The organism is Luteimonas soli (genome assembly GCF_042648865.1).
GTDB lineage: Bacteria > Pseudomonadota > Gammaproteobacteria > Xanthomonadales > Xanthomonadaceae > Luteimonas > Luteimonas soli.
In genome coordinates, this window is record NZ_JBHRYA010000007.1 from 47,994 (window position 1) to 68,497 (window position 20,504).

Consider the following 20,504-nt stretch of genomic DNA (forward strand, 5'->3'; position numbering starts at 1 on the left):
GCGCGCGGGTCTTGGTCGACAGAAGTGGCCGTCGGGGACGTAGCCCCGACCTACGGCTTCGCGGGCTGGCGCGAGACCAGCAGCGCCAGCACGAAGTTGAACACCACGCCCAGCGTGACCGTGCTGCCAATCGCGCGCAGCACCGGGATCGACGACAGCGCGAGCAGGAAGAACACCAGCAGCGTCATCAGGCTGCACGTGATCAGCGCGTGCAGGGTGCGCAGCTGGTCGGCCTGGTCGTCGCCGGCGTGGTCGAAGAACAGGGCGTAGTCCAGGCCCAGGCCGGCGCCGAGGATCAACGCGACCAGGTGGAACAGGGTCAGCTCGACGCCGCACAGCCGCAGCACGGCCAGGACCAGCAGCGTGGTCAGCGCCATCGGCAGCAGCACGCGCGCGGTACGGAGAGCCGTTTCGCGCGCCACGCCGGTGCGCGGCGACGGTGCGGCATCGGCGTCGGCGTCGGCGGTGGCGTCGGCGGCGACCGCGACAGGGGAGGCGCGGCGATGGGCCAGCACCGACATGCGCATCGCGAGCCACACCGTCAGCGCCAGCAGCGCCGCCGCCACGGCGAGCGCGGCCAGCACGCGGCCCCGATAGGCGACGACCAGCGATTCGGATGCGGCCTTCATGTCCAGCAGCGCCGCGCCGTTGAGCCGCGCCACGCGCGCGACGGCGGCCGGATCGTGCAGGCCGGTCAGCGAGACCAGCGCGGTCGCGCGGCCTTCGCCGCCCAGCAGCAGGCCACCGACGCCGGCTTCCAGCGGCGTGCCGGACAGGTCGGCCGGAGTCAGCGGCGGCAGCGCCCGGGCCGTCGCAACGTCGTCGACGAACCCGCCGAACACGTCGGCACGGAACGGGCTGTCGGCCAGCGCCGCGTCGAGCGCGGCCTGCAGCGTCGCGGCATCCGGCAGCGCCTGCTGCCGCGCGCGCTGCACCGCGGCGCTGGGCAGGTAGCGCGCGGCCATGTCGTAGCCGTCGAGCGCGCCGCCCCGCACGAGCGCGTCGAGTCCGGGACGCAGGCGCTCGGAGGCCCGCAGCACCGCTTCCTCGTCGTCGCCCTGCAAGGTGAGCACGTAGCGCACGTCCGGGGCGCCGAGCTCGGCGCGCAGGTCGGCGTCGCGCGCCAGCGCGTCGGCCGGCACCGGGGTCAGCTTCGACAGGTCGTCCTGCCAGAACGCCCCCGGCGCGAGCGCGGCCGCGGCGATCGCAGCCAGCGCCAGCAGCGCCAGCGACCAGCGCGGCCGCGGCAGGTGCCGCGTCCACGACCACATCCGCGCCAGCACCCGCGAGTCGGCGAAGTCGCCCGGCGCCGGATCGATCAGCCGCGGCAGCAGCAGCCGCGTCGACAGCGCGGCCACGGCCAGCCCGGCGATCGTGAACACCGCCAGCTGCTGCAGGCCGTCCACGCCGGAGAACAGGAAGGTGACGTAGGCGATGCAGGTGGCGACCACGCCGGTGGCCAGCGTCGGCCACAGCGCGCGCGCATTCTCGCGCGGCGTGACGCCCGGCCGCTGGTGGCTGAACAGGTGGATCGGATAGTCCTGCACCACCCCGATCAGGGTGAAGCCGAAGGCGACGGTGATGCCGTGCACGCCGTCGAACAGCAGCGCCACCGCGCCCAGGCCCGCGAGCCCCGCGCTGGCAAGCGGCAGCACGCCGAGCACCGGGATCTTCCAGCTGCGGTAGGCCACGAGCAGCAGCAGGACCAGGCCGATGGTGTCGATCGTGCCGATCCACTTCGCCTCGGCCTCGGTGCGGCCGCCGATCTCGACCGAGAACGCACCCGGGCCGCTGAGCACGATGTCACCCGCGCCGTCGCCGCGCGCCCGCGCGTACGCGGCGTGGATCGCGTCGACCGCCAGCTGCTGGCCGCTGGGATCGAAGCCGGCCGCGCGCGTCTGCACCGCGAGCAGCGCGCGCTTGCCGGCGCGGTCGAACCAGACGTCATGCAGGCGCCGTGGCGCGTTCGCCGGCTGCAGCGCCTCGGTGACCTTGAGCGTTTCCAGGGTCGGGTCGCTGCCGATCAGCGGTTCGACCAGCGCGCCGGCGGGCGAGCCCAGGTCCTGCACGCGCTCGTCGAGCTGCGCGGCGAGGTAGTCGGCATCCAGCGGCTGGCCGTCAAGCGTGGGCGAGAGCAGGTAGCGGTACGGGCGCAGGTTTTCGGGGATCGCGTCGAGGCCGACGTCGCCGTTGGCGACCAGGGTGAACTGCCCGTCGCCGGCCAGCGCCGCGCGCAGCGCCTTCGACTGCGCCGCGAGCGTGGATGCATCGGCGCCCGACAGCGCCACCAGCAGCAGGCGCGAGCCGGGGCCTTCGCCAAGTTCGTCGATCAGCAGCTTCTGCTCCGGGGTTTCCGGGGCGGGCATGAACTTGCGCAGGTCGCCGGTCAGCTGCAGGTGCGCGCTGATCCACCAGCCGGCGAGCAGCAGCGCGGCCAGCCACAGCAGGGCGAAAGTGATGCGCAGGCGGGCATTCATGGGCGGGTGTCCATGCAGCGCGGGCATTGCGGTTGCCGATACGGTTGCTGCTCCCGCTCGTCATTCCCGCGAAAGCGGGAACCCAGCGGCTTCCGCTCTTCGCTGGCCAAGACACTGGGTTCCCGCTTTCGCGGGAATGACGAACTGCCATTTCGCGGGAATGACGAAACAGTCCCCTTCGACGACACGGCCATCGCGCGCCGCGCTACGGCTTCTGCTTGCCGCGGCACAGCGCGACCAGCCCGTCGACGCTGTTGATCTCGTGCGCCGTGCGCGCCGCGCCCGCGAGCAGGGTGCGCTGGATGTCGCCTTCCACCGGCCGCGTCTCGATGCAGCGCAGTTCGATGCCGCGCCCGTACAGCGCGATGTCACGCAGTTTCTCCGCCAGCGGTTCGGCCTTCGGCGTCAGTGTCATCTTCCACTTGCGCCGCGTGCCCTCGGCGTGGACGGCGTAGTGCCGTTCGAGCGCGGCGCGGTCGCCCGACAGCAGCGCGCCGAAGCTCGCCTGCAGCCGCGCCAGCTCCGGCACGCGCGACAGCGCGAAGCTGCGCGGCGCCTTGCCCTCGCGCGCCACCGTCGCCTGCCCGGCGCCGGACGCGTCGGTGGTGATGGTGGTGGTTTCGACGTACGGCACGCGCACCTGGCGCACCAGCGTGTCCTCGTCCGGGCGCTGGTACTCGCCGGACAGGCGCAGCGGCGCCTTGAGCAGGCGCGAGGCGCGCAGTTCGACGAAGTTAGTCCGCATCGGCGCCGGGCGCGCGAGGATCCGCAGCACCCAGTCGCTGTCGACCGGCGCGCCGGGGTCAGCCGCCTGCGGCGCCGCCGACGCCGTCACGGCGGCCAGCATCAGCGCCGACAGCAGCATCGGCAGCCCCTTCGGGCGCGGGTTGCGATTGCTCATGGACATTCCAGAAATCATAGAAGTTGAACCAGTTGTACGGCGCCAGCCGCGCGTGATGTTCCAGCCTGGCCGCGTAACGCTGGATGAGCGCGGCCAGGCGCGCGCGGCGCTGCGCCCGGGGCAGGTCGAGGCCCTGGTCCTCGAACGTCTCGAACACCAGGTCGTAGCGGTTGCCGCCACGATACAGGCCGAAGGCCAGCGACACCGGCAGCTTCAGCACCGCCGCGATCAGCCACGGCGCCACCGGGAACCGCGCCGGCGCGCCGAAGAACCGCGCTTCCTGCGTCGCCGCGCCGGGCTGGGTGCGGTCGACCAGCAGCGCGATCAGCGCGCCCTCGTCGGCGGCCTGCTTGATCGCCAGCATCAGGCTCGGGCCGTCCTGGCCGGCGTCGATCACGCCGGCGGCGATCTCCGGGTTGAGCGCGTCGAGCAGGTGCGTCATCGCCGGGCTGTGCGCCTTGTCGAGCACGACGCGGATGCGGTAGTCCGGGCGTTTGCGCGCGATCACCCGCAGCACCTCGAAGCTGCCCAGGTGCGAGCCGAACAGCAGCACGCCCTGGCCGCGATCGAGCTGGGCGTGGACCTGCGCGACGCCGTGCACGGTGACGTCGAAGCGTTCGATCTGCCCACCGAGCAGGAACACCCGGTCGAGGATGGTCGCGGCGAAAGTGTGGATATGACGCGCGACGTCGCCCAGCGTTGCCGGCCGTCCGAGGATGCGGGTCAGGCTGGCGCGCGAGTCGCGGCGTTCATCGCTGCGGCGGAGCAGGAAATACGCAGTGATCGGATACAGGCACAGCCGCGCCAGCGCGCGCCCGCCGTAGCGGCCGATGCTGCGGATCAGCCAGATCGCGAACCAGCCGCCGCCTTCGCGCCGCTGCTTCCAGGTGCTGTTCATTGCGCGACGACCTCGCCGCTGGCCAGCAGCTGTCCATCGTGTTCGACGCGGAAGCGCCAGCGCGACGCGGGCGCATCGGGCCGTGGCGACGCAACTGCCTCGATCGCAACCTGCGCCGCCTGCCCCGGCAGCAGCGGCCGCAGGAATTTCACCTGCGGCAAGCGCAGCGCGCCCAGCGGACCGTGCGCGGCCTCGATCGCGTCGAGCACGCGGTCGAGGATCACCACCCCGGGCACGATCGGCCGGCCGGGAAAGTGCCCCGGCAGTGCCGGATGGTCGTCGCCGATCACGAACCCGCTCATGCCTGGCCTGCGCGGCGCCCCAGCATCGCCAGTACCGCAGCGCGCGCGTCGTCGGCCAGCGCCTGGCGTTCGACCGGGCGGTCGCCGTCGCGCGTGGCCAGCGGCGCGCCGAAGCGCACCCGGATCGTGCCCGGCCGCACGCGGAAGAAGCCCTCCGGGTACAGCACCGCGCCCGAGCCCTCGATCGCCACCGGCACCACGTCCACGCCAGCGTCGATCGCGGCCTGGAACGCGCCGCCCTTGAACCCGGCCACCACGCCCGTGCGGCTGCGCGTGCCCTCGGGGAAGATGCACAGGCTGCCGCCTCCGCGCAGCAGTTCGGCCGACTGGCGCATGAAGCCCAGCGCGGCGCGGCGGTTGCTGCGGTCGATGAACACCATCCCCATCGCCCTGGCGTACCAGCCCACGAACGGCACCTTCGTCATCTCCTGCTTGAGCAGGAAGTGCAGCGGCACCGGGATCGCGCGGAACAGCGCGCAGATGTCGATGGTCGACTGGTGGTTGGCGACGAAGACGTGGTTGCGGGACCAGTCCACCTGCTCCAGCCCGCTCACCTGCAGGCGCGCGCCGGCGCCCCACAGCAGGCCCGGCGCCCAGCAGCGCGCGGCCATCCGCAGCGGCCAGTGGCGGTCGCGCAGCACCGCGTGGACCAGCAGCGCGGCGCTGATCCAAGCGGCCGTCCACGCCAGCGTGAAGGCGAACTGCACCGCGTTGAACGCCGTCCAGGCGAGGTTCCGATCGGAGCGCCGGGGCGGCGACGATGGCATGTCCATGGTGTCTTCTTGCGGTTGCACGGGGCGAAGGATACCGGAGGGCCGGGATTGGGGACTGGGAGCTAGGGGCTGGGGTCCGGGGATGTCGCGCTTCGACTGTCAGCTTGATCGCAGACAGGATCCGGATAAGCGAAGCAAACTCTCATCGCGCCCACATGACGGCATCGAAGCGGCCGCGAGCCGCTTCTCCCAGCCCCCAGCCCCTAGCCTCCAGCCCCCGTCCCATCACGGCTTCAAAAAATCCCGCCAGAACGCCGGTCCCAGCGCGGCGAGCTTGCGCAGGAAGTGCAGGAAGCTGTCGTAGCGGCCGGGGAAGCGACGCTTGCGCAGCTGGTATTCGGCGATGAAGAAGCCGCCGATGACGCCGTAATTGGAAATGTTGGCGAACCACGACCACTGCGTGCGCGTGATCGGCAGCGGCGACGGCGCGCCGAGCGTGGCGAGCAGGCCGTCGGGCACCGCGACCACCGACAGCAGCAGGTTCAGCAGCGCCAGCACGGCCAGCAGCCAGGCCCAGGCGGCGGTGAGACCGCGGGTGTAGCGCCGCAGGTCCGGCGCCAGCGCCTCCGGGGCGACATCGTCCATCCGCGCCACGATGCGCGTGATCAGCGGCACGCGCCCACCGCGCAGGCTGCGCCCGAACCACCACGCCACCAGCGCCACGAACGCCACCGGCACCAGCAGCATCGGCGCCCGCACCAGCCCCGCCTCGTGCAGGGCCCGCACGCCCAGCAGCAGCAGCGGCAGCGCCAGCCACGCCCACCAGCGCCCGCGCGCCATCGGCGCCAGCAGCAGCATCAACGCCAGCAGCGCCAGCGCGATGGCGCCCAGCGCCGGGCGGTCGAGCGCGTTGGACAGGTGCGCGAGCACCGTGTACGCCAGCGCCAGAAGCGCCTGGAAAGCGAGGGTCATTCGGTCGTGGCCGGGAGGGATGACGCAGGCATCACGGCCATGGCCGCTCCCGCAGGCTTCGCCGCTCAGGCCGCCTTGTTCTGCTCGACGTGCGCGGACAGCGCGCGCAGCGAGGCAAAGATGCGGCGGTTCTCGTCGTTGTCCGAGCGCAGCTGGAAGCCGTAGCGCTTGCTGATCGCCAGCGCCAGTTCCAGCGCGTCGATCGAGTCCAGGCCCAGGCCGGTGTTGAACAGCGGCGCTTCGGGGTCGATCGAACCGGGTTCGACCTCTTCCAGGTTCAGGCTTTCGACCAGCAGCTGGGCCAGTTCGCGTTCGGCGTCGGTTTGCGGGGACATCGGGCTTCCGTTCGGTTGGACGGGCGCAGGCGGCAATCGCGTCGCGCCGGGGGCTGCAACGATCCAGCATCGCGCCCCGGCGCGCAACCGGGTCGCGGGTGCAGCCGCTATCATGTTCGGCCACCCCGCCAGACAGCGCCCGTATTCAGGATGACAACGAATCGCGTCCAGCCCGAAGCCGCCGCCGACGCCGCGGCACCGGCAACGCCCGACGTTACCGACACCGACGTGCTGGTGATCGGCGGCGGCCCGGCGGGCAGCACCATCGCCACGCTGCTGGCGCGCAAGGGCTGGCGGGTGACGCAGCTGGAAAAGGACCGCCACCCGCGCTTCCACATCGGCGAGTCGCTGCTGCCGATGAACATGCCGATCCTCAAGCGCATGGGCGCGTTCGAGAAGGTCGACGCGATCGGCATGCTCAAGCTCGGCGCCGACTTCCCGCGCGACGAGGGCGGCTACAACACCTTCGACTTCGCGCGGGCGCTCGATGCCAAGTGCGACCACGCCTACCACGTCAAGCGCGAGCAGTTCGACCAGGTGCTGTTCGAACACGCGCGCGAGAACGGCGTGGACGCGCGCGAGCAGGCCAAGGTCGAGCGGGTCGAGTTCGGCGCCGACGGCCGCCCGTCGCTGGTTCATGCGCGCGACGCCGGCGGCAACGCACTGGCCTTCCGCCCGCGCTACGTGGTCGACGCCAGCGGCCGCGATGCGTTCCTCGGCGGCAAGCTCAAGCTCAAGCGCAAGAACCCGCGCCACCAGTCGGCGGCGGTATTCAGCCACTACCGCGGCGTCGAGCGCCGCCCCGGCCGCGACGCCGGCAACGTCAGCATCTACCGCCACGAGCACGGCTGGGCGTGGCTGATCCCGCTGGCCGACGGCGACATGAGCGTCGGCGCGGTCTGCTACCCGGAATACCTCAAGACCCGCAAGGGCGACAGCGAGGGCTTCCTGCTGCGCACGCTGGACACGATCCCCGAGGTCGCGCGCCGCATGCAGGGCGCGCAGCGCGTCGCGCCGGTGCACGTCACCGGCAACTACGCCTACGAGTGCGCGCGCATGGCCGGTCCCGGCTGGCTGCTGGTGGGCGACGCCTGGAACTTCGTCGACCCGATGTTCTCCTCCGGCGTGTACCTGGGCATGCACGGCGCCGAGCAGGGCGCGCAAGTCGTCGACGGCGCGTTGCGCGAACCGACGCGCGAGGCGGCGCTGCAGCGCGACCTCGAGCGGCGGCTGGTGAAGGGCCTGGACGAATTCAAGTGGTTCATCTACCGCTTCACCTCGCCGACGATGAAGTACCTGTTCGCCAATCCGCGCAACACGCTGCAGATCGAGCAGGCGGTGGTGGCGATGCTGGCCGGCGATGTGTTCGACAGCCCGCGCGTGCGCCGGCGGCTGCGCATGTTCCGCGCGCTGTATGCCGCCGCCGCGCTGCGCATGGCGCCGCGCGCCGCGCGCGACTGGTGGCGACGCCGGCGCCAGCCGGGCGTCGGCTTCGACGGCGACACCCTGCACACGGGCAATCCATGAGCCGGCCGCTGCAGTCCCTGCCCGGCGGCGACACGCCGCGGCTGCAGGTCGAATATGTCCACGCCGCGTCCCCTGCAACGCCGCTGGCCGGCGGCGACGTCCTCGCCGTGCTCGGTTTCGGCGGCGCGCCGCTGCACGACGACCCGCGTTACCTGCGCGTGCCACTGATGCCGCACGGCGACGCGCCGCTCGAGGTCTGGCACGCCAACGGCCCGGTCGAGTGCGGCCGCGATGGCGACATCCAGTGGGCGACCGACGGCCAGCTGCTGTTCGGCGCGATCGAGGTCGACGAGGCGCGGCTGGACGGCGTCACCGCCGCCGCCGAGCACGCCTACGCGCGCATGACCGCCTTCGTCGGCGCCAGCGACACGCCGCACCTGCTGCGGGTCTGGAACTACCTCGACGCGATCACCCTCGGCGACGGTGACTCAGAGCGCTACCGCGAGTTCTGCATCGGCCGCGCGCGCGGACTGGGCGATTTCGACGTGCGCAGCCTGCCGGCGGCCACCGCGATCGGCCGCTGCGACGACGCGCGCGTGGTCCAGGTCTACTGGCTGGCCGCGCGCACGCCCGGCACGCCGGTGGAGAACCCGCGCCAGGTCAGCGCCTACCGCTATCCGCGCCAGTACGGCCCGCAGCAGCCGAGCTTCGCCCGCGCGATGCTACCGCCGCCGGGCAGCGCCATGCCGCTGCTGCTGTCGGGCACCGCCAGCGTGGTCGGCCACGCCACCGCGCACGTGGGCGAACTGCTGGCCCAGCTCGACGAAACCTTCAACAACTTCGACGCCCTGGTCGGCGCCGCGCGCGCACGCCGGCCCGACCTGCCGGCGCAGTTCGGCCCCGGCACGCGATTGAAGGTGTACGTGCGCGACCGCGACGACATGGCCACCGTCGCCGAAGCCCTCGACCGGCGCCTGGGCGACAGCGTGCCGCGGGTGCTGCTGCACGCGGCGATCTGCCGGCGGGAGCTGGCGGTGGAGATCGACGGGGTGCATGGCTGAGGGGCCGGGATTCGGGGCTGGGGGCTGGGGATTGGGGATTGGGGATTGGAAAGAGCAGCCGACGGCGCTATTTTCAGGACGCGTGATCGCTTTTTCGAATCCCGAATCCCTTCCGCAAGGAACCCACGCATGGGACTGATCAGCCTGCTCTGGGGCATCGTCGCGATGATCTGGATGATCGTCGCCCTCATCCCGCTGCTCGGATGGGGGAACTGGTTCCTGATCCCCTTCGCCGCGGTCGGCGCGATCATTGCCGCGATCGGCGTGCTGTTCACCGCGCCGGGCAACCGCGGCCGTGCCAAGACCGGGCTGGTGCTCAACGGCCTGGTGATCGTGGTGGCCGTGGGGCGGCTGGTGCTGGGCGGCGGGGTGATCTGAGCCACGCTTCCCTGTGGGAGCGGCTTCAGCCGCGAGCTTTCCCCACGCGAACAAGATCAAGAGCTCGCGACTGAAGCCGCTCCCACAAGGGCCTCGAGGACGACCTCCATGCGGCCGCAGGCGTAAAATGCGCGCATGACCTACCCCTACCTCCGCCCGCGGCGCATGCGCCGCGACGAGTTCTCGCGCCGGTTGATGCGCGAGTCCGTGCTCACCGCCGACGACCTGATCTACCCGGTCTTCGTGCACGAGCCGGCCGGCCGCGCCGCGGTACCCTCGATGCCGGGCATCGAGCGCCTGTCGATCGACGAGCTGCTGAAGGTCGCCGAGACCGCCAGCGAGCTGCGGATCCCGGCACTCGCCCTGTTCCCGGTCACCGCGCCGGAGGCCAAGTCGCTCGACGCGGCCGCGGCCTGGGACGACGACGGCCTGTGCCAGCGCGCCGTGCGTGCGCTGAAGCAGCGCTTCCCCGAGCTGGGCGTGATCACCGATGTCGCCCTCGACCCCTACACCTCGCACGGCCAGGACGGCATCGTCGACGACGCCGGCTACGTCATCAACGACGTCACCGTCGAGGCGCTGGTGCAGCAGGCGCTGTCGCACGCACGCGCCGGTGCCGACGTGGTCGCACCCAGCGACATGATGGACGGGCGCATCGGCGCGATCCGCGCGGCGCTGGAGCAGGACGGCCACATCCACACCCGCATCCTCGCGTATGCCGCCAAGTACGCCAGCAGCTTCTACGGCCCGTTCCGCGACGCGGTCGGCTCGGCGTCGGCGCTCGGCAAGGCCGACAAGCGCACCTACCAGATGGACCCGGGCAATTCCGACGAGGCGCTGCGCGAGGTCGCGCTGGACCTCGAGGAAGGTGCCGACATGGTGATGGTCAAGCCCGGCATGCCGTACCTGGACATCGTGCGGCGGGTGAAGGACGAGTTCGGCGTGCCGACCTACGCCTACCAGGTCAGCGGCGAGTACGCGATGCTCAAGGCCGCCTTCGCCAACGGCTGGTTGGACGAACGCAAGTGCGCGCTGGAAGCGCTGCTGGGCTTCAAGCGCGCGGGCGCCGACGGCGTGCTGACCTACTTCGCGCTGGATGCGGCGCGCTGGCTGCGCGAGGACGGTTGAGCCGCGCGAGTGGCTCGATCTGATGCGGCCACGCATGACGCCCCGGTAGGAGCGGCGGAAGCCGCGACCATCTGCTGCGACCGGAGTCGCGGCTTCCGCCGCTCCTACGAATGCGGCCGCGCTTTTGTCTCCGCGCCTGGCACCTGTCGCGTGTCCCGCAAAAAGCTCGCGGCTGAGGCCGCTCCCACTGGAATCAGGGCACGCAGCCAGCTTGTCCGGTCACGGTGGGGGCGCGCATGCGGTAGATGTCCATCTTGCCGGCCTTCGGCGCCTTGGCCGCGCCGCTGACCAGCAGTTCGGTCGGCTTCGACAGGTCCGACATCGGGCCCAACGTTGCACCGTCGCCGGTGTTGAACGACAACACCAATGGCTGCGGATCGGCGTAGGCGGCGCCGTCGCACTGCGCCAGCCACAGCCGGATCGGCGCGTTCTCGACGTCGTCCGAGCGCGCGAACACGAGCGCGCGGCCGTTGCCCAGCCAGGCCGCGTCGAACTCGTCGGCCGCGGTGTTGATCCCGGGCACCGGTTGCGGTTCGACGAACGTCTCGCCGTTCCAGCGCGCGACGAACAGGTCGTGGCGTCCCGCGCCGCCGAACGAGTTGCTGGCGAACAGCAGCCGCGTGCCGTCGAGGTTCAGCGTCGGCGCCCATTCGTCGCCCTTGCCGTTGACGCCGGGGCCGAGGTTCTCCGCTTCGCCGAAGTCGCCATCGGCCAGCACCGGCGCGCGGTACAGGTCGTCGCCGCCGAAACCGCCGTCGCGGTTGGAGAAGAAGTACAGCCACTTGCCGTCGGCGCTGAAGGCGGGGTCGAAATCGTTGCCCGCCGAGTTGACCGGCAGCGGCATCGGGTCCTGCCAGCGGCCGTCGCGCAGCGTCGCCTGCCACAGGTCCCAGCCGCCGGCGCCACCGGGGCGGTCGGTGCTGCCCCAGACGATGCGCTGCCCGTCCGGGCTGACGCTCGCGCGCACTTCCGAATGCGGCGTGGACACCACGCCCATGCCCTCAATGCCGAACTCCTGCAGCGCCGCGCCCGCCGCGCCGCAGGCCAGCATCGTCGCCGCCATCGCCAGTGTCCGTTGCATCGTTCCATCCGCCGGGGAGTCGCCGGCAGTCTACCGGCCGCGGCGTCGGGAACGACGGTTCATCGCGCCGGCTCCACGAACGCGCGGAGTACACTCGATGCGACCGCGCGATCGGCGACAGGCACGCAATCGCGCCCCGAAATCCAGACCCAGGGGGCCGCCATGTCCGAATCCCACCACGCCGTGTTCGGCCATCCGATCACCCACTCTCTGTCGCCGCGCATCCACGCCCGCTTCAGCCAGCAGACGGGGATACCGCTGCGCTTCGAGGCGATAGACGCCACGCCCGAAACTTTCGCCACCGCGCTGGAAGCCTTCACCGCCGGCGGCGGCGACGGCGCCTGCGTGACCCTGCCGCTGAAGGAGGCCGCACTGGCCCTGTGCTCCGAGGTCAGCGACCGCGCACGTCGCGCCGGCGCGGTCAACGTCCTGGTCCGCAAGCCTGCCCCCGCGGAAGCGGGGGGCGACCGGTGGCACGGCGACAACACCGACGGCAGCGGCCTGGTGCGCGACCTCACCGCGCGCCAGGGCGTGGACCTGCGCCAGCGCCGCACCCTGCTGCTCGGCGCCGGCGGCGCGGCGCACGGCGTCGCGCCGGCACTGATCGACGCCGGCATCGGCGACATGTTCATCGTCAACCGCGACAGCGCCCGCGCCGACGCGCTGGTCGACAAGCTGGGCCTGCCCAAGCGCGTGCATTCGCGCTACTACGAGGACCTGCGGGCGCTGGGCGAATTCGACCTGATCATCAACGCCACCTCCGCCGCGCGCAGCGGCGGGCTGCCGACCCTGCCGACCTCGCTGGTCGGCGCACGCACCGCCTGCGTGGACCTGAGCTACGGCGAGGTCGCGATCCCCTTCCTCGCCTGGGCCCGCGCGGCCGGTGCGCGCAAGGCCGTCGATGGCGTCGGCATGCTGGTCGAGCAGGCCGCCGACGCCTTCAAACTCTGGCACGACGTGCGCCCGTACACCGACGAAGCCTACGCTGCGCTGCGCGAGCGCGATGCGCTGCTGGTGACGGGGGACTAGTAGGTCGGGGCTACGCCCCCGACGGCTTTTCGCGGGATCGCAACCCGGAAACATGCGCGGGATTCATGCGGACAGGAGCCGTCGGGGGCGTAGCCCCGACCTACGGCGGGCCAGGCTGCCGGGATTGCGCGTCACAGCATCCCGTCGCGCTTGATCGCCAGGTACTTCTCCACGAGCGCCGCCGGCAATTGTTCGCAGGTCACGTCCAGCACCATCACGCGCTGGTGGCGCAGGGCATCGTGCACGGCGGCGCGCTGGGCGAGGTAGCGCGCGGCAGCGGCGGCGCGCAGGGCGTCTTGGAGTTCGTGCACGTCGCCGTCCAGCGCTTCGTCGATGGCACGCTCGCGCAGGCTCGCCACGACCACGAGATGGCGCCGCTGCAGCATCCGCACCGCGGCCAGCAGGTCCTCGCTGTCCTCGTCGCGCAGGTTGGTCACCAGCATCAGCAGGCCGCGGCGGCGCTGGCGCAGCGACAGGCCCGTGGCGGCGGCCAGGTAGTCGGTGGCCACCGGCTGCGGCTGCAGGTCGTAGCTGGCGCGCAGCAGCGTGTCGATGGCGCCGAGGCTGCGCTGCGGCGCGACCCATCGCTCCTCGCCGCCGGTGGCGTACAGGCCGACCGCGTCACCCTGGCGCAGTGCCAGGTAGGAGACGACCAGCGACGCGTCCAGCGCGTGGTCGAAGTGCGCCAGCGCACCCCCCGCCCCCGCGGGGGCAGGCTCGCGCGCCAGCATCCGGCGGCCGGTGTCGAGCACCACGATCAGCTGCTGGTTCTTCTCGTCCTGGTACTCGCGCGAGATCAGCTTGCGCGCGCGCGCGGTCGCCTTCCAGTCGATCTGGCGCAGGCTGTCTCCGACGCGGTACTCGCGCATCTGGTGGAAGTCGGTGCCCTCGCCGCGACGGCGCTTGAGGTGCGCGCCGACGATGCGCGAGGCCTGCTCGGCCGACAGCAGGGCGAAGCGCGCCAGCGGCGCGAAGTTGGGGAACACGCGCACCGGCTGCGGCACGCCGGCGATGCGCGACTGCCGCCACAGCCGCCACGGCGACAGCAGGCGCAGCTGCACGCCTTCGAAACGGAAGTCGCCGCGTGCGGTCGGGCGCAGGCGATAGCCGAAGCTGGACACCGTGTCCGGCGGCAGCCGCAGCGAACGCGGCAGGCCGGTCGACTCCCAGCCGCCGGGATGCAGGTCGAACACGTCCACGCGCTGGCGATACGGGCCGGATTCGACGTGCAGCGTGACCTCGCGCTCGATCCCGATCGGCAGCGCCTCCGGAACCTGCCGCACGACCTCCGGCGTCGCGCGTCGGCGCAGGCGCAGCAGGTCCAGCAGCGCGGCCGGCGCGATCACGGCGCCGGCCAGCGGCCACGCGGACGGCGGCAGCCAGCCGAAGCTCGCAGCAACGCCGAGCGCGGCCCAGGCGACGAACGCGACGACCAGGAGGGGCGCCGGCCTCATCGCCCGCTCCCCGGCAGCGGACACCACGCGCGGGCGCGCAGCATCCTCACTGCCGCGGCGCCTCCACCTTGGCCAGCAGCGCGTGCAGCACCTGGTCGGGATCCTGGCCTTCGATCTGCAGCTCCGGCGCCAGCGCGATGCGGTGGCGCAGCGCGGGCTTGGCGATGTCGCGGATGTCGTCCGGGGTGACGAAGTCACGCCCCATCAGCACCGCCTGCGCGCGCGCCGCGCGCACCAGCGCCAGGCTGCCGCGCGGGCCGGCGCCCAGCGCGATGCCCGGCCACTTGCGCGTGGCCGCCGCGATCCGCACCGCGTACTGCACCACCGCGTCGTCGAGCGTCACCTGCGCGGTGCCGCGCTGCATCGCGACGATGTCGCCATCCGCGAGCACCTGCTTGACCTGCGACAGGTCGAAGTCGGCCGCGGTGCGCCCCTGGCTGACCGCGCTGACCATGCGCGCCTCGTCTGCCTGCGACGGATAGTCGATCAGCACCTTGAGCAGGAAGCGATCCAGCTGCGCCTCGGGCAACGGGTACGTGCCTTCCTGCTCGACCGGGTTCTGCGTGGCAAGCGCCATGAACGGCGGCGGCAGCGCGAAGCTCGAACCTTCGATCGTCACCTGCCGCTCCTGCATTACCTCAAGCAGCGCCGACTGGGTCTTGGCCGGCGCGCGGTTGATCTCGTCGGCCAGCAACAGGTTGGTGAACACCGGGCCGCGGCGCACCACGAAACCCTCGGTCTTGGGGTCGTAGACGGCGTGGCCGCTGACGTCGCTGGGCATCAGGTCGGGCGTGAACTGCACGCGCGCGAAGTCGCAGCCCAGCGCCTGCGCCAGCGCGCGCACCAGCAGCGTCTTGCCCAGGCCGGGCACGCCCTCGACCAGCACGTGGCCGTCGGCGAGCAGCGCGACCAGGATCTGGTCGAGCACCTCGGCCTGGCCGATGAAGGCCTTCGACACCTCGTCGCGCACCGCGCTGACGCGGGCGGCGAGGTCTTCGCCGGTGATCGGGGCGGGAAGCGTTCGTGGGTCGGTCATAGCTGTTGCCTCAACTGGAGGAGTCTTGCGATGCGTTGGCGGAAGTCGGCGCCGTCGCGGGGACGCGGCACCTGCAGGGCGTGTTCGATGTCGGCGACGGTGGCGCCGGTGCGGTGGGCGATGGCTTCGGCCTGGGCGCGGCCGTCGAGCGCCGCGGCCAGCGGGTCGCGGCGGCGCAGGCGCGCCATGAACACCTCGCGCACCGCGGCATGCAGCACCGACGCGCGGCCGTAGCGCCACAGGTGCTCGCCGCTGGCCTGCACGTGTTCGAGCAGCGCGCGCCGCGCCGGCTCCGGCGACGGCAGCGGCGGGCCGAATCGCTGCGTGCGCATCCACAGCCACGCGGCCAGCGTCAGCAGTGCGGGCAGCCACGCCATCCATGCGGTCTCGAGCAGCAATCGCCACAGCGACGGCATGTTGGCCGCGTACACCAGGTGCACGGTGCCGCGCTTCCAACCCGGCTGCAGCAGCTGCCGTGCGAGCGCGGTCGGGCCGGGCTGTTCGAGCGCTCCGTTGGTGAGGAAACCCAGGTCCGCGAGCACGTCCACCGTCCCCGAACCGTGCGCCAGGCGCGCGTAGACATAGCCCTTGTCCAGGTCGCCCCAGGACTGCAGCGGCTCCACGCCGAGCATGGCGAAGCGGGTGCGTGCGCAGAACGCGTACCACCCGCTGCTGGATTTCTCCCCGTCGTCATCGTCGGCCTGCGCCGCGAAGCGCGTGCACTCGCGGGAAGACAGCAGCCGCAGCTGCAGCGCGTCGAGCAGCGCACCGGCGCGGGTGGCGTCGCCGCGCTCGAGCGGCGGCGTACGCACCAGCAGGTGGCCGCCGCCCTCCACCCAGGCGAGCAGGCCGTCGACGTCCTCGGGCGACAGCGTGCGCGGGTCGCTGAGCACCAGCACGGTGTCATGCACGCCCAGCGGCACTTCGTCCAGCTGCAGGCGCTGGCGCGAGGTGGCCTCCACGCCGGCGGCCTGCAGCGCGAGCCGCAGCGCGTACAGCGGGTTGTAGCGGGCCTCGCCGCGCGGCGGCAGGTCGACCTCGGTCTCGACGTACTCGTAGTTGTACAGCCACCACCCCGCAACCACGGCCGCGACCAGCAGGCCGACCGCCACCAGCAGGACGTTGCGCCCGGAGACCTTCATCGCGCCCACCCGAAGCGCTGCGCGAGCGTGCCGAGCATGGCATCGAACTCGGCTTCGTCCGGCAGCCGGCGCGCGTAGGCCGCGTACTGCCAGACGCGGACGATGCGCGCGAACGCGTCGCGGTCGGCTGGATCGGGCATGCGCCGCGAGGCGCGCAGGCATTCGGACTCGGTGGCGCCGGGCACCAGCGTCACGTCCGCGCGCCGTGCCATCGCCTCGACGCTGGCGCGGTACAGCAGCGCCAGCGCGCGCCGCGGCCGGCCTTCGCGCCAAAGCCTGCGCGCGGCTGCGGCGATGTCCTCGGGCAGCACGTCGGGCAGGGCGGCGTCGGCCACGTCGACCGGCGCCGGCTCCGACCGGTCGGCCAGGCCCGCACGCAGCCACGGCAGCCAGCGCTTCGCTGTGGCCGCCAGCAGCACCAGCAGCCCGCCCAGCAGCAGCCACAGGCCGAACTCGCCGACGAAGGCAATGGCCTTGGCCAGCCACGGGAACGGCAGCGCCTTCGGCGGCTGGCGCTTCTCCTGGTCGCGCTTGCGCCAGTGCGACTCCGTGCGCTTGGGCCGCAGCAGCGGGTCGCGGTAGGCCTGTTCGACCGCCTCGGCGAAGTCCGCGTCGTCAACCCAGGCCTCGCCGAAGACCTCGTCCACGCCGACGACGTCGGCGCCCTCGTAGGCGGCCGGCGACGGTTGCGATCGCAACTTCCGCCCGCCCTCGTCCTGTGCCGCCTGCACCCGCGCCGCGGCTGCCTGCGACGGCAGCGGCAGCAGCGACACCATGCCGATCGCGAGCAGCAGCGCGGTCGCGGTCGTCGTCAGCCGCGTGCGCATGCGGCGCAGCGCGATCTCCACGTCCCAGGCCTCGATCCGGGTGCGGCGGTTGAGATACAGGCCGAAGCCGGCGCCGACGTAGAACGGCTCGATGACGCTGGTCGCGATCCACACCACCGCGTGCAGCGCGAACTGCGCCCACGGCGGTGGCTGCACGGTAAGCAGCGACCAGGTCGCGCGCATCGATTCGGACAGGAACTCCCACGGCACGAACAGCATCACCAGCGACAGCATCGACAGTGACAGCGCGACGACGAACAGCAGGCACGTGACGGTGAGCAGCATGCCCTGCCCGCGCACCGCGTCGCCGAGCACCCGGCGCCGCTCGCGCAGGCGCGCGGCATCGGCGCCTTCGAGCAGGTCGACCGGCAGCGACAGCGCGCGCACCAGGCTGATCCGGCGCCACAGCAGGTGCCCGCGCATCGCACGCCAGCCCCAGCCGCGCTGCGCGGCCAGTGTCTGGCGCTTGGTCGGCGCCTCGCCGAACACCGCGCGCGACAGCACGAACAGCGGGATGCGGTCGAACAGCGGCTTGAGCCACCACATCGCCAGCCACGCGATCCAGATCCGGTCGACCGCGAGCGCGGCGAGGTTGATCGCGACGAACACAGGTACGACCAGCAGCAGCCACGGGATCCAGATCGCCGCGGCGTTGCGGCGCACCAGCGCGGTGCCCAGCTCGACTGCCTCCCACGGCGAGCGCGGGCGCAGTTCGACGCGCAGGGACTCGAGCTTCATCGCGCGTCACCGCGAACCGGCGCGTTGCGCCCGCCGAAACCCAACCAGCCAAGCACCAGCGCCCACAGCACGCCGCCGACCGCGAATTTCACCGGTCCGGGAATCGACCCGATCGACGACCAGAACGCCTCCACGAATGCCGCGAACAGCAGCATCGCGAACACCCCGATGCACAGCTTGCCGCCGACCTTGCCGCCCTCGACCAGGGCATCGATCCGGCTGTGCCGGCCCGGCGCGATCAGCCCCAGGCCCAACCGCAGCCCCGCCGTGCCCGAAACCACGATCGCCGACAGCTCCGGCGCCGAATGCCCGACCACGAAGCGCCAGAACGGCCCGCCGTGGCCGATGCCCTGCAGGTGCGCGGCCACCGTGCCGATCATCACCCCGTTGAACACCAGCACCAGCAGCGAACCGACGCCCGCCAGCAACCCGCCGGCGAAGGTGCGGAAACCGATGCTGATGTTGTTGGCGATGTAGTAGCCGAACATCGCCAGGTCGGTGCCGCTCTCGCGGCCGAGCTTCGCGCTCGCCGCGGCCGGGTCGTACATCGACTCGAACTGCGCCAGCTGGCGCGTATCGAACAGGCTGTGCACCAGTTCGGGCCGCCAGCGCACGGCGAAGTACATCGCCACCGTCGAAACCACGAACAGCGCCGCCGACGCCCACAGGCAGCCGCGCTGCGCGCGCACCAGGCGCGGGAAGTCGGCGACCAGGAACTCCAGCGCGCGCCGCCAGCGCGGCGGCGGCGGCCGGTACAGCGCGTTGTGGCCGCGCTGCATCAGGTCCTGCAGGCGCGCGGTGACCACCGGGCTGTAGTCGCGCCGGCGCGCGAGCGCGAGCTGCTGGCACAGGCGCCGGTAGCGCACCGGCATGTCCTCGTCGCGCAAGCCCTGCCAGTTGCGTTCCGCGCGCGCGGTGCGCGGACTGCCCGCGCGCGCGTCGAGCCAGCGCTCGAACTCCATCCACTCGCGCTCGTGGCGCGCGACGAAATGCATCTGCCTCATCGCCGCCCCAGCAGCCAGTTGGAGATGCCCAGCAGCCGCGCCACCCCGGCGCCGCCGCGCGCGCCGGTGGCCGGCTCGGCGATGTCGGCCAGTTCCTCCTGGCGCTCCGGGGTGAGCTGCGCGGCGCGCTCGGCGAAGGCGATCACCGCCACCTGCTCTTCCGGCCGCAGCGGCTGCACCGGCGCGTGCACGCCGACGGCCGGCGGCTGCGGCGACGCGTGCAGCCGCGGCGCGTGCACGACCAGGGTGCCCGCGACCAGGTCGCCCAGGCGCCGCCCATGCGGATCCGACAGGCTCGCCACCAGGCCGAAGCCGTAGCCCACCGGCAGCGCATCGACCGTGCGCAGCAGGTTGCGCACGATCGACGCCAACCAGCCGACCGGCGCGCCGTCGGCCGAGACCACGCGCAGTTCCATCGCACGCTTGCCCGGCGTCTGGCCGTCGAGCATGGCCTCGAACACCACCGGGTACGCCCACAGCAGCAGGAACAGCACGACCATGTACAGGCCGACGCCCGTCGTGCCGAGCACGCCGATCAGCGCCGACGACACGCTCAGCACGCCGAGGCGGATGCCCAGGTCGATCAGCCACGCCAGCGCGCGCGGCACCGGGCCGGCGGCGGGCAGCCGCAGCGCGACGCCCTCGGGCGTGTGCACTTCGCGAAAGGTATCGAGCATCAGGCCGCGATCATCCGCGCGCACGCCCCGGCACGCGTGCGTGCCGCCATCGGATCTTCCATGCCTTGCGTTTTCCGGAACCGGTCCCCGCCGCTACTGTACCGGCTACCGGTTGCGGCGCAAACGCGAGCCGGCCCGCCGCAGGTCGGGGCTACGCCCCCGACGCGCTCTTGCCGGGCACAACGCGATGTCGGGGGCGTAGCCCCGACCTACGGCAGGTATTCGTCCTTCAGCCGCACGTAGTGCTGCGCGCTGTAGTGCAGCCCTTCGATTTCGGCATCGCTGAGCATGCGCATCTTCCGCGCCGGGTTGCCGACCCACAGCTCGCCTTCGCCCACGGTGCGGCCCGGCGGCACCAGCGCGCCGGCGCCGATGAACGCGTGCTTCTTCACCAGCGCGCCGTCGAGCACGATCGCGCCCATGCCCACCAGCACCACGTCCTCGATCCGGCAGGCGTGGATGACCGCCTTGTGGCCGATGGTCACGTCCTGCCCGATCACCGTGGCGAAACCGCCCAGCTTCGCGTGCGGCCCGTCGTGGCTGACGTGGATCACGGTGCCGTCCTGGATGTTGCTGCGCGCGCCGATGCGCACGTAGTTGACGTCGCCGCGGATCACGGTCTGCGGCCATACCGACACGTCGTCGCCCAGCTCCACGTCGCCGATCACGCTGGCGTCGGGATCGATGTAGACCCGCGCGCCGAGCGAGGGAAGGACGCCGCGATATGGCCGGAGGCTGTTCATCCCGCGATTGTAGGGCCTGCCCCGGACCCCGATCGGGGCGGCAACCGCCCCGCCGTCCCTCATCTCCCCCGTAGGGCGGGTCTTGACCCGCCATTCGGCCCCGCTTCCGCGTGCGCTGGCGGATTCGGGTCCCGGTGGCGG

20 protein-coding genes are annotated in these 20,504 nt (G+C 72.2%); 5 read left to right on the forward strand and 15 right to left on the reverse strand.

Annotation, left to right across the window (positions count from 1 at the left end):
• Nucleotides 1-50 precede the first annotated feature (50 nt).
• From ACFONC_RS07615 to ACFONC_RS07645, 7 genes are all read right to left on the reverse strand, one after another.
• The gene (locus ACFONC_RS07615; RefSeq protein ID WP_386743139.1) at nucleotides 51-2,477 is read right to left on the reverse strand and encodes an MMPL family transporter; all 2,427 of its coding nucleotides are present in this window, start codon (nucleotides 2,475-2,477) and stop codon (nucleotides 51-53) included.
• Between the two features lie 205 nt (nucleotides 2,478-2,682).
• A complete protein-coding gene (locus ACFONC_RS07620; protein ID WP_386744604.1) occupies nucleotides 2,683-3,348 on the reverse strand; it encodes a LolA-related protein in 666 nt (221 codons plus the stop codon).
• On the reverse strand, nucleotides 3,281-4,276 hold the full coding sequence (locus ACFONC_RS07625) for an LpxL/LpxP family acyltransferase (RefSeq protein WP_386743140.1): 996 nt from the start codon (nucleotides 4,274-4,276) through the stop codon (nucleotides 3,281-3,283). The genes ACFONC_RS07620 and ACFONC_RS07625 overlap by 68 nt, the downstream gene beginning before the upstream one ends.
• Nucleotides 4,273-4,578 (reverse strand): hypothetical protein, encoded by a 306-nt coding sequence (locus ACFONC_RS07630; protein WP_386743141.1) that lies wholly within the window; start codon nucleotides 4,576-4,578, stop codon nucleotides 4,273-4,275. The genes ACFONC_RS07625 and ACFONC_RS07630 overlap by 4 nt, the downstream gene beginning before the upstream one ends.
• Entirely contained in the window at nucleotides 4,575-5,345 is a 771-nt protein-coding gene (locus ACFONC_RS07635; protein ID WP_386744605.1) for a lysophospholipid acyltransferase family protein, read from the reverse strand. Before ACFONC_RS07635 ends, ACFONC_RS07630 begins: the two co-directional genes overlap by 4 nt.
• Nucleotides 5,346-5,576: 231 nt before the next feature.
• Nucleotides 5,577-6,263, reverse strand: coding sequence for a ketosynthase (locus tag ACFONC_RS07640; RefSeq protein WP_386743142.1), 687 nt, complete (start codon nucleotides 6,261-6,263; stop codon nucleotides 5,577-5,579).
• A gap of 65 nt (nucleotides 6,264-6,328) precedes the next feature.
• Complete coding sequence (locus ACFONC_RS07645) at nucleotides 6,329-6,598, reverse strand: phosphopantetheine-binding protein (protein ID WP_386743143.1); 270 nt, start codon at nucleotides 6,596-6,598, stop codon at nucleotides 6,329-6,331.
• A gap of 150 nt (nucleotides 6,599-6,748) precedes the next feature.
• Here ACFONC_RS07645 and ACFONC_RS07650 point away from each other — a divergent pair, with 150 nt between their 5' ends.
• The 4 genes from ACFONC_RS07650 to hemB all read left to right on the forward strand — a co-directional run bounded on the left by ACFONC_RS07650 (nucleotide 6,749) and on the right by hemB (nucleotide 10,632).
• Nucleotides 6,749-8,125, forward strand: coding sequence for an NAD(P)/FAD-dependent oxidoreductase (locus ACFONC_RS07650; protein WP_386743144.1), 1,377 nt, complete (start codon nucleotides 6,749-6,751; stop codon nucleotides 8,123-8,125).
• The gene (locus ACFONC_RS07655; RefSeq protein ID WP_386743145.1) at nucleotides 8,122-9,126 is read left to right on the forward strand and encodes a chorismate transformation enzyme, FkbO/Hyg5 family; all 1,005 of its coding nucleotides are present in this window, start codon (nucleotides 8,122-8,124) and stop codon (nucleotides 9,124-9,126) included. Before ACFONC_RS07650 ends, ACFONC_RS07655 begins: the two co-directional genes overlap by 4 nt.
• A 129-nt stretch (nucleotides 9,127-9,255) precedes the next feature.
• On the forward strand, nucleotides 9,256-9,504 hold the full coding sequence (locus tag ACFONC_RS07660; RefSeq protein ID WP_386743146.1) for a hypothetical protein: 249 nt from the start codon (nucleotides 9,256-9,258) through the stop codon (nucleotides 9,502-9,504).
• A 135-nt stretch (nucleotides 9,505-9,639) separates the two neighbouring features.
• Entirely contained in the window at nucleotides 9,640-10,632 is a 993-nt protein-coding gene (gene hemB / locus ACFONC_RS07665) for a porphobilinogen synthase (protein WP_386743147.1), read from the forward strand.
• A gap of 193 nt (nucleotides 10,633-10,825) precedes the next feature.
• Here hemB and ACFONC_RS07670 read toward each other — a convergent pair whose 3' ends face one another.
• Nucleotides 10,826-11,713 (reverse strand): TolB family protein, encoded by an 888-nt coding sequence (locus ACFONC_RS07670; protein WP_386743148.1) that lies wholly within the window; start codon nucleotides 11,711-11,713, stop codon nucleotides 10,826-10,828.
• A gap of 162 nt (nucleotides 11,714-11,875) precedes the next feature.
• Between ACFONC_RS07670 and aroE the strand changes: the two genes are divergently transcribed.
• A complete protein-coding gene (gene aroE, locus ACFONC_RS07675; RefSeq protein WP_386743149.1) occupies nucleotides 11,876-12,742 on the forward strand; it encodes a shikimate dehydrogenase in 867 nt (288 codons plus the stop codon).
• Nucleotides 12,743-12,873: 131 nt separating this feature from the next.
• Here the strand turns inward: aroE and ACFONC_RS07680 are convergent, their stop codons facing one another.
• The 7 genes from ACFONC_RS07680 to ACFONC_RS07710 all read right to left on the reverse strand — a co-directional run bounded on the left by ACFONC_RS07680 (nucleotide 12,874) and on the right by ACFONC_RS07710 (nucleotide 20,363).
• Nucleotides 12,874-14,196, reverse strand: a complete 1,323-nt coding sequence (locus tag ACFONC_RS07680; protein ID WP_386743150.1) for a DUF58 domain-containing protein — start codon at nucleotides 14,194-14,196, stop codon at nucleotides 12,874-12,876.
• 46 nt (nucleotides 14,197-14,242) lie between these two features.
• Nucleotides 14,243-15,232 (reverse strand): AAA family ATPase, encoded by a 990-nt coding sequence (locus ACFONC_RS07685; RefSeq protein ID WP_386743151.1) that lies wholly within the window; start codon nucleotides 15,230-15,232, stop codon nucleotides 14,243-14,245.
• A complete protein-coding gene (locus tag ACFONC_RS07690) occupies nucleotides 15,229-16,374 on the reverse strand; it encodes a DUF4350 domain-containing protein (RefSeq protein ID WP_386743152.1) in 1,146 nt (381 codons plus the stop codon). Before ACFONC_RS07690 ends, ACFONC_RS07685 begins: the two co-directional genes overlap by 4 nt.
• Nucleotides 16,371-17,939, reverse strand: coding sequence for a DUF4129 domain-containing protein (locus tag ACFONC_RS07695; RefSeq protein WP_386743153.1), 1,569 nt, complete (start codon nucleotides 17,937-17,939; stop codon nucleotides 16,371-16,373). Before ACFONC_RS07695 ends, ACFONC_RS07690 begins: the two co-directional genes overlap by 4 nt.
• Nucleotides 17,936-18,943, reverse strand: coding sequence for a stage II sporulation protein M (locus tag ACFONC_RS07700; RefSeq protein ID WP_386743154.1), 1,008 nt, complete (start codon nucleotides 18,941-18,943; stop codon nucleotides 17,936-17,938). The genes ACFONC_RS07695 and ACFONC_RS07700 overlap by 4 nt, the downstream gene beginning before the upstream one ends.
• Nucleotides 18,940-19,620, reverse strand: a complete 681-nt coding sequence (locus ACFONC_RS07705) for an RDD family protein (protein ID WP_386743155.1) — start codon at nucleotides 19,618-19,620, stop codon at nucleotides 18,940-18,942. The genes ACFONC_RS07700 and ACFONC_RS07705 overlap by 4 nt, the downstream gene beginning before the upstream one ends.
• Before the next feature lie 209 nt (nucleotides 19,621-19,829).
• On the reverse strand, nucleotides 19,830-20,363 hold the full coding sequence (locus ACFONC_RS07710; RefSeq protein ID WP_386743156.1) for a gamma carbonic anhydrase family protein: 534 nt from the start codon (nucleotides 20,361-20,363) through the stop codon (nucleotides 19,830-19,832).
• Nucleotides 20,364-20,504: the final 141 nt, after the last annotated feature.